Annotated in this window: 10 protein-coding genes; 8 read left to right on the forward strand and 2 right to left on the reverse strand. The window is 54.0% G+C overall.

Annotated elements, in window-relative coordinates; translation table 11 throughout:
• Positions 1-1,188 (forward strand): MFS transporter (locus BP822_RS09395; protein WP_286878189.1); only part of this gene is annotated, 1,188 nt, incomplete at its 5' end.
• A gap of 57 nt (positions 1,189-1,245) precedes the next feature.
• Here the strand turns inward: BP822_RS09395 and BP822_RS09400 are convergent.
• Positions 1,246-1,884, reverse strand: a complete 639-nt coding sequence (locus BP822_RS09400) for an HAD family hydrolase (RefSeq protein ID WP_286878190.1) — start codon at positions 1,882-1,884, stop codon at positions 1,246-1,248.
• 126 nt (positions 1,885-2,010) lie between these two features.
• Complete coding sequence (locus BP822_RS09405) at positions 2,011-2,733, reverse strand: hypothetical protein (RefSeq protein ID WP_276619946.1); 723 nt, start codon at positions 2,731-2,733, stop codon at positions 2,011-2,013.
• 345 nt (positions 2,734-3,078) lie between these two features.
• Between BP822_RS09405 and BP822_RS09410 the strand changes: the two genes are divergently transcribed.
• From BP822_RS09410 to BP822_RS09440, 7 genes are all read left to right on the forward strand, one after another.
• Positions 3,079-3,204 carry a hypothetical protein gene (locus BP822_RS09410; protein ID WP_273271771.1) on the forward strand — a complete coding sequence of 42 codons (126 nt, stop codon included), beginning with the start codon at positions 3,079-3,081 and terminating at the stop codon, positions 3,202-3,204.
• Positions 3,205-3,819 (forward strand): tRNA (pseudouridine(54)-N(1))-methyltransferase TrmY, encoded by a 615-nt coding sequence (gene trmY / locus BP822_RS09415; RefSeq protein WP_273271772.1) that lies wholly within the window; start codon positions 3,205-3,207, stop codon positions 3,817-3,819.
• A gap of 38 nt (positions 3,820-3,857) precedes the next feature.
• On the forward strand, positions 3,858-4,103 hold the full coding sequence (locus tag BP822_RS09420; protein WP_013720166.1) for a hypothetical protein: 246 nt from the start codon (positions 3,858-3,860) through the stop codon (positions 4,101-4,103).
• A gap of 441 nt (positions 4,104-4,544) precedes the next feature.
• A complete protein-coding gene (locus tag BP822_RS09425; protein WP_286878191.1) occupies positions 4,545-5,900 on the forward strand; it encodes a tRNA pseudouridine(54/55) synthase Pus10 in 1,356 nt (451 codons plus the stop codon).
• Entirely contained in the window at positions 5,866-6,156 is a 291-nt protein-coding gene (locus tag BP822_RS09430) for a 50S ribosomal protein L21e (protein WP_013720168.1), read from the forward strand. The genes BP822_RS09425 and BP822_RS09430 overlap by 35 nt, the downstream gene beginning before the upstream one ends.
• 1 nt (position 6,157) lies before the next feature.
• Positions 6,158-6,502 (forward strand): RNA polymerase Rpb4 family protein, encoded by a 345-nt coding sequence (locus BP822_RS09435; protein WP_273271774.1) that lies wholly within the window; start codon positions 6,158-6,160, stop codon positions 6,500-6,502.
• Between the two features lie 5 nt (positions 6,503-6,507).
• On the forward strand, positions 6,508-7,089 hold the full coding sequence (locus BP822_RS09440; protein WP_013720170.1) for a DUF655 domain-containing protein: 582 nt from the start codon (positions 6,508-6,510) through the stop codon (positions 7,087-7,089).
• Positions 7,090-7,158: the final 69 nt, after the last annotated feature.

The raw sequence follows: 7,158 nt of genomic DNA on the forward strand, positions 1-7,158 counted from the left end.
TTCTGGCCGGGCGCCCTCACCTTCGGCTTTCCCGGAGTGATGGCCTCCCTATGGCAGGAGATGTTTCATGTTGGCAGCGGGGCCACTGGGTCTACCATCTTCTTCATGCTCTCTGCCGTGGGCATCTTCATGTTTCTGGCGGGCCGCTGGCAGGAGAGATATGGCATCAGGAGGATGATAATTCTGGGAATCCTCCTCACCACCATCGGCTGCATCCTCGCCGCTTTTGCAAATTCGATTAACATGGTCTATGCCTGGGCTTTTCTCAACGGTGCAGCCTCATGCTTTGTCTACATCCCCGCCCTCACTCTGGTGCAGCAGTGGTACCCTCAGAGGAAGGGGCTGGTCTCGGGAACGGTGAGCATGGTATTTGGTCTGGCCGCTGCCATCATGTCACCAGTATTCGGCCTGATGCTGAATGCATTCGGCTACAGGAACATGAGCCTGGTCCTGGCAGTCCTTGCTCTGACTGCAGGCCTGCTGGGCGCATATTTCGCCCTTGAGCGGGATGATGAGACAATAAAAAGGAAAAACGAAATTAGGGACGCCTTGAAGCGGCAAATAAGAGAGGGGAATGAGATAGATAAGGATGAGCAGAGGCGACCACTCACAGTATCTGAGACCCTCCACACTCGAAGCTTCTGGTTTCTCTGGACAACCTGGATCCTGGCCGGAGCGGCGGGAGTCTCCATGACCGTCCTCTCCACCGGCTATGGATTATCTTTAGGCCTTCCTCTGGAGGGTGCGGTTCTCATTCTCACCGCCTTCAACCTCACCAATGGCACCGGGAGGCTGGCGAGCGGATATTTCTCCGACCGGTTGGGAAGAAGGAGGGTCATGAGCCTGGCCTTCCTTGCTGCTGGTCTTGCATATTTTCTCTTTCCCCTGGCAGGAGATCTGCCTACATCGGCAATCCTGGCAGCAGTGGTGGGACTCTCTTTTGGCACCTTATTCTCCGTCTCTGCTCCATTGGTGGCGGACTGCTTCGGCCTGGACCATTTCGGTGCCATATTCGGACTAACCTTTGCAGCCTACGGATTTCTCGCCGGACCACTGGGGCCCACCCTTTCTGGATATCTGCTGGATCTGAATGGCGACAATTTCGTTCCCATCTTTCTCTATCTGGGGGCATTCAGCCTGCTGGCCGCTCTCTCCATCCGGCAGGTGGTGTCGCCAGAGCGGCGTTGAAAGGCATCAAAAAAAGGTCAAGATGATCGAGTCATGAAGATGACCAAAGGTCAGCCCTCATGCGCACCCGTCGATCAGCTCCACAGCTTCCCTCAGGTCGCCTATGACCTCGGGGCCCTGGCGCTCGCCCCTGCGGTCCAGGAAGAGGGCATCAAGGCCGGCATCCAAAGCGGACTCATAGTCATAGCTGTAGTGGTCGCCGATATGCAGAACCTCAAAGGGCCTGGCATCCAAATGAGCGCAGATGGCGCCATAGAGGAGAGGCGATTTCTTCACCTCCCTGAAATCGCTGGTTGCAGAGAAGACCTCCCGGAAGTAGCCCTGCAGGCCATCCAGCTCGATGTCGATGAACTCCCGAGCGGCATTGGATGTCACCACCAGCTCATAGTTCTCGGAAAGGAGCTCCAGCACCTCCTCTACCTCGGGATATACCTCGATCTCGTCCTCGTAGAGCTCTAAAAGCTCCTCTTTGCCTATGCTGAGGCCGAACTTGTCTATCCAGAACTTGAGGTCGTACCACTCCAGGTGATCGCTGCCGATTTTCATATACTCGCCAATCACGTATTCTCTGGCTGCGGGAAGGTCCAATCCCGTCCTCTCGGCATAAAGCCTGGGCATGCCTTCCATCCAGACCTTGTCCACAAACCTTGAATTTACCAGGGTGCCATCCATGTCCAGGGATATTATGCGAATCATCTTGAACTCCTGTTGAAGAGGAAATAGTTGCCTATTAGGTTTATTATTCTTTTGGATGGGATCATGAGATCGCTTTGCGGGGTGGCAAGACGAACATAGCGCTCAGTCACATCTGCATTGGCCGGCTCAAAACGAAGAGCTGGATGAGGCCTGGCTCATGGAACCCCCACCATCCATCATGCTGATGGCTGTCTTGGAGCTTATCCTCTTGTCGCTACCTGCTGATCCAGAAAGCTGCACAGGTGCAGGCGTTGCATCGAACCTATCCGATGACTCATGCGATACAGGCTTGAATATATTGGTGGTGGCGGTGAATGCAAGCTCCCCAGACCGGCTGCTACCGTTGGTCATATAAGTAGTATAGCTCCCTATTCCCAGGGTGGATAAGGATAGATTGAGTTGATACATATCTGAAGATCCTGAGGGAACCACAACCAGATTCATTTCATCCTCTGATATTGATCCGCTGGCGGTAGCGTTCTGTCTCCCATCTCCACTGATTATCGCTCCCTGGCCTAAGATCGCATCATCTTTCTGGAAGAGATAAAGCTCCATCTGCTCTAAAGATGTGCCGTACAGATTGAGGAGCCAGTTGCCGGTTACATTAATATGAGCTGGGTTGGATGCCTCTGCCTCCGATTTAGGCCTGACGGAAATAGAAGTCTCGCTGATATCGGGTTGGTCAAGCGAATCTGAATCTGCTATCACTCCCGCTTTCACTGCATTTAATAATAGCTCCTGGGGCAGGGGCATAGACATCGATTCTCCGAGCTGGCCTGGGTCGAGGGGATCGGCAGCGACGGCATTTGCCTGGATCAGGAAGGCGGCAATCGTTATGCATGAGATCAATCTATGGCATATTATACTCACATCATTGGATTTCGTACTAACCACACTCCAAGGCCCTTATCACACAGACTCTCTGAAAGCCAATTGAGCAGTCTATTATGATTATATTATATGACGATTTCGGTCTCGTCAATGGTCGAATTGGCCGGATATCCAGGAAATTAATAGGCAAAAGCGCCTTTTGTCCACCATACTATCATATGCAGAAAATGAGCTTGAGGCATTTTCAGCCAGCATCCCAGGCAGACAATTAAAGGTCAAAAGCTATAAAGTGGCCCATGCCACTAGTCCCAGTGAAAAAGGATGTCACGGAAAAATATAATGGCGAAAATTTTGATGCATTCCATGCTTATAATCCAGGCAGCTCAGGGCACAGGTATTGCCGACCTGGTCAGACTGGGCTATGAGGATGGCAGGGCGGAGGATGCAGTGTGGATGTATAACCTATTGCGAATCAATGGAGATAGATAAATGCGCATATTCGTCGTCGTCGGCCACAAGGCCACCACCCAGCCCAGCTTCTCTTTAGAGGATATCCCCGGCACCTCCGGCCGGCTGGACATCCTCTGCCGCTCCGTCACTGCCGCCTTTGTCCTCTCTCACGGCATCAGAAAGGATGTTCTGGTGTACCTGGTACTGCTCGGCGGAGAGACCCCCAAGACCATCCGGCTGGTGGGCGAGACCCTCCGCCACCTCAATCCCGATGAGAGAACAACTGCTGCCCTGCTCAAAAAGGCCCTGGCAGTAGAGGCCACGCCAGAATGGGCCATGTCCACTTCGGGCATATTCGTCCGCACCGGTGGCCTGGAGAAGCCGCTGGAGGATTTGAAGCAGAGATCGGTCCGGCTGGTGTACCTGAGGGAGGATGGACGGGATTTCCGCTGCCTGAAGGATGAGCCCCTGGAGAGGGAGATGGCATTCGTCCTGGGAGACCACACAGGAATGACTGCGGAGGAGGAGTCGCTCCTTGCCTCAGCCGGGGCAGAGGTTGTTGCCCTCGGGCCGACCAGCCTGCACGCCGATCATTGCATAGTGGTCACGAACTGGCTGCTGGATACCAATGCCTTTATGTCAGATTGCGGATAATACAGGCTAACGAATCAACTATCATCTGGAGATGCTGTATGGCGAATTCAAAGAGCGCAATATTTGCGGTTATATTGAACCTCCTCATTGCAGGACTGGGCCACATTTATCTGGGCTACCCCAGGAGAGGAATAATTCTCTTCCTGTTGAGCTTCCTGATAGGCGCCATGAGCGCTGGATTGGGATGGATCGTGGCCGTCATCTTCTGCTCATACGATGCCTGGCAGCTGGCCAAGGGCAGACCCGCTCCATTCGACTTCCTGAGTGAATATATTGGCGAATGACCATTCTATTGGCAAATGACGATCTGTACTGAATAATCCGGTATCAAGCCAGATACAGGGAAGTCCCAGTGATCCTGGCGAGGTGCCGGGAAATCTCTATTTGGCTCCTCGCTATTTGGAATGGGTGAACTTGAAATCGGGAATTCTCTGTATCTTTTCGCCTCTGTGGTGAACCGCGATGCACTGACCCAACCATAGAGACACAGAGGAACAGAGGCCATATTCTCTGCCGGACCTCACCCACATGATTCAGCGAAGAGCCCTTTATTTTTTCATCAGAAGATAGACCGTCAGGATTCTCTGTGCGCCCGATTCCCATGAATTTGCTTGCACCACGCAGAAATTCGGGAAAAAGGCCGGGAGAAAAGACCATTCCTGGATTGGCATGTGGCAAGATCTAATAAACCAGTAGCTCGATCTCTCCGGAAAAGAAGAGTCATTATGAGTGAAGAGATCATGGAAAATCCCAAAGATGATATCCTGGAGACGGCCAAGAGGATCGTCCGCCTGGGTCCCATCTGCGACAGCTGCCTGGGAAGGCAGTTTGCCATGCTGGCCACCGGCCTTACCAATGCTGAGCGGGGTCGATCTATAAAGACCGTCCTGGCCATGCAGGCCTCCGCAGAGGGTGACATATCTTTGCTGGAAGATCTGGCGCCTTCTTTCCAGTCAGCCCGGCTCAAGCTGGGCCGCAAGAGCGAAAAGGACGTTCGCTGCACCGTCTGCCTGGGAGAGATATCGCCAGAAATGCTCGACAAGTGGGCGGAGAGGGCAGCCGCCGCCCTTGCCGGCTGGGAGTATTCCACCCTGTTGGTGGGCACAAAAGTGTCCGGCCTTCTTGCAGAGAACGAGGAGCTACTCCTCGCGGACGGCGGCTCTCGCCATGCCGAGCCTTTCAAGTCCGAGCTGAACCGGGAGGTCGGCAAACGCCTCTCCGCGATCACTGGAAAGGAGTTCGACCTGAAAGATCCGGATATGGTGGTGCACCTGAACCTGGAGACGGGCGAGGCAGAGCTGCAGGTGGCATCTTTATTCCTCCGCGGCCGCTACAGAAAGCTCGTCAGGGGCATTCCCCAGACCCGCTGGCCCTGTCGCGAGTGTCGTGGCCGAGGCTGCCCGCGCTGCAACGGCACGGGCCGCATGTACCAGGAGTCGGTGGATGAGCTCATCCGACCAGCGGTGATCCGGGCGGCTGAGGCTGACGATACCGTCTTTCACGGAGCCGGTCGAGAGGATATCGACGCCCGCATGCTGGGCAGCGGCAGGCCGTTCATAGTAGAGGCCGTCCGGCCGCGGATAAGGACCATCGACCTGGCGGGGCTGCAAGAAAATATCAATCGTCATGCAGAGGGCAAGGTGGAGGTTATTGAGCTTATTGTGGCGGATTCCGCCATGGTGGAACGGCTCAAAGAGGCCACTTTTCTGAAGACCTACTCCGCTCTGGTCAGGTTGGGAGCAGAGGTCGCAGAAGAAAAGCTTAAATCTGGCCTGAAGAGATTAGTTGGACAGGTCGATCAGCGTACGCCAACTCGGGTGTCTCACCGAAGGGCAGATAAGCTCAGGGTGAGGAAGGTTTATAGCGCAGATCTTATTGAGGTAGTGGGCAATCTGGCTCGCATAAATGTAAAGGGCGACAGCGGTCTTTACATCAAGGAGCTGATCTCCGGAGATGGAGGCAGAACCCAGCCGAACCTCGCGGAGATCCTCAGAGTGGACGCGGTCGTTGAAGAGCTAGATGTAATAGATGTAGGTGGAGAATCAGATGGCACATCATCACGGAATGCGGAAGAAGTCTAGAGACAAGCTGAGCAAGACTGTCAGGAGCAGTGGAATATCTCCCGTTGTCAGAGCTATTCAAGAGTTCGATACGGGATCAAAGGTTCACGTGCTCATCGATCCCAGCATACATAAGGGCATGCCTCACCCCAGGTTCCATGGGAAGACTGCCGAGGTGGTTGGAAAAAGGGGCAGAGCATTCGTCCTGAAGGTCACAGATGGCGATGCCACCAAGACCTTGATCACACTGCCTGAACATCTTAAGGCGCAAAAATAAGATGATTGTCAAGAGCGTATTAGAAGAGGAATTCCTGACCCTGGCGGAGGTCAAGGAGATGCTCGACCAGATTCGAGAGAAGCGAGCTGATGAAGAGGAGCTGGGCTATGAGCTTCGCCGGGCGATAAGGCATGCTGAGCTCTTTTCCAAGGGCAGCGCAGAAGAGAATACGGCAATGGTAGCTGAGCTTATGAAACTGGAGAAGATGACGAGGACCATAGCGGTTAAGATCGCGGATATCAGGCCCGTCACCAAGGATGAGCTGAGGGCGATCTACGCCAAGGAGCGATTCAATCTCAGCGAGGAAGAGCTCAGCAATATTTTAGAAATTGCATTCAGGGGGTAAGGCGCATGCCTGAGGGGAGACCGCCGAAGAGAGAAGAGATAGCTAGGGTTCTCGATTATCTCCCCTATGGCCGCACTCCGGACAGCAGAACCTATCAGAAGCAGCCTTTGGTTCAGGCGGTGGGTGAGACCAATTTCGTGCTCATGGAGATGACTCCCAAAGAGGGAGTGGTCCCTGTAGCTGGAGCCCGGGTGTATATCGGCAGCGGTAGCCGTGATGTGATCGATCATGTCAACCGCAGGATCGACTACTCAGAGCTCTCTAACAGCGCCAAGCTGGAGCTGCCTTTTGTCATCCAGACCATAGTGCTTGAGGATGAGCCCAGGTTCATCCGCTACTTCAATGATGCTGGCCCCATCACCACCCGCATGCACGCCCTGGAGCTGTTGCCGGGCATAGGCAAGAAGCTTATGTGGTCGGTGCTTAACGAACGCAAGAAGGGTCCCTTCAAGAGCTTTGCCGATCTGGTGGAGAGAGTAAAAGGCCTGCACAATCCAGAGAAGCTCATAGCCAAGCGCATAGAGGACGAGTTGATGGACGACCGGATCAAGTACCGGGTCTTTACCACAATGCCTCGCATAAGATGAGACTGGGCCAGCATTTTTTGATCGATCGCTCGATTGTGGATTCTATCGTGAGCCATGCCGATCTTGGGC

It is taken from the genome of Methanosaeta sp. UBA458 (genome assembly GCF_002496085.1).
In the GTDB taxonomy this organism is placed as follows: Archaea; Halobacteriota; Methanosarcinia; order Methanotrichales; family Methanotrichaceae; genus Methanothrix; species Methanothrix soehngenii.